Below are 1461 nucleotides of genomic sequence, written 5' to 3'. Positions count from 1 at the left end.
CCGGGACAGTCCGTTGGCCCCTGCTCAAATGCAAAATAGCCCAGAGGCGACCGGGTTGCCCCAGGCGCATATCCCTCGGCATCCGAATAAAAGAACGCAAGGTCGGCCTTTCTGCCATCGTCATGGGACAGATGCGGCAACAGCGGGAATCCGGCCAGCACGGGGAAATTCGCGTCCAGTACTTGTGTCACCGTGCCGGGAAATGCCTGGTCCATAGCCGCGGCAGTGTCCTGCAGCAGCTCTGCCAGTTCCGGCGTCACGTAGTTCCGGTTCAAGGCGCAGTAGACCCAGGATTGCATCTGCAGCGGCCCTCGGTCCCAGCAGCTCAGCGCCGTCCTGCCAAATTGCGGTGCGGCCCAGACAGCGGCGAGACTGACGCCAAGATACAGAAACAGAAAGGCCGTCAGCCGACGCCGGAAACACAGCGCGGCCAGCCAGGCGGCTCCGCCAAGCTGCGTGAAAAGAGTCAAAAGAACAAAAAGTGCCAGATGGCCGAATACTTTAAACATGGCAGCAAACTGGCTCCCCGGCCAGACCAGTGCAAGCCGCAGTTTTCTCCAAACTGGCCCTAAGTCCAGATTGCACCCTATTTAAGTCCACCCTAAGGTGGCGCGCATGGCCATTTCCGTCGATACCTTCTTCCTCAACCCGGACGCTCAGGGCACGCTGCAGGCGCAGATCCAGGAAATGATTGCCGAGGGCATTTTGTCCGGCCGGTTCCGGGTCGGGGAAAAGCTGCCGTCCTCGCGCAAGCTGGCGGCGCATCTGGGGATCAGCCGGATCACCGTGACGCTGGCCTATACCGAGCTCTTGGCCAATGACTATCTCACCTCGCGCGGGCGCTCGGGATACTTCGTTTCAGACAATGCGCCGGTGCCGCCCTCCTATACGCCGCAGCAGAAGTCCGGCGATGCAATGGATTGGGGCAAGGTGCTGGCGCGCAGCTTTACCGGCGGCGACACCCCGCGCAAACCACAGGACTGGCGCGAGTACCGCTATCCCTTCATCTACGGTCAGGCCGATGCTTCGCTGTTTGACCATGCCAACTGGCGGCTGTGCGCGCTGCGGGCATTGGGGCAGAAGGATTTTGCCGCCCTGGCAAATGATTACTTCGATCAGGACGATCCGCTGCTGATCGAATACATCGCCCGCCACACGCTGCCGCGGCGCGGGATCACCGCCCGGCCTGAAGAAGTTTTGATCACCCTGGGCGCCCAGAATGCGCTGTGGATCACCTCGCAACTGCTGTTGAACCGAGGGCGGCGGGCTGCGGTGGAGGATCCGGCCTATTACACTCTGCGCGACCAGGTGGTGCAGACCCGCTGCCAGGTGGACTGCATTCCGGTCGATGACGGCGGGCTGCCGCCAGAGCAGATTTCGCAAGACACCGATGTGATCTTTTGCACCCCTAGCCACCAAAGCCCGACCACCTTCACCATGCCGATGGAACGGCGCAAAGAG

General features: G+C 61.5%; 2 protein-coding genes. One reads left to right on the top strand and one right to left on the bottom strand.

Translation table 11 applies throughout. The features are described 5' to 3' along the window. On the bottom strand, positions 1 to 509 hold a 509-nt coding region (locus A2I95_RS37485), incomplete at its 3' end, for a hypothetical protein (RefSeq protein WP_291737527.1). Between the two features lie 106 nt (positions 510 to 615). On the opposite strand from A2I95_RS37485, the gene A2I95_RS37480 reads away from it, so the two are divergent. After that, on the top strand, positions 616 to 1461 hold an 846-nt coding region (locus A2I95_RS37480; RefSeq protein ID WP_291737526.1), incomplete at its 3' end, for a PLP-dependent aminotransferase family protein.

The sequence above is a fragment of the Leisingera sp. F5 genome (assembly GCF_001593695.1).
The sequence above is the reverse complement of the archived record's forward strand: the minus strand, read 5'-3'. Positions and strand labels throughout refer to the sequence as shown.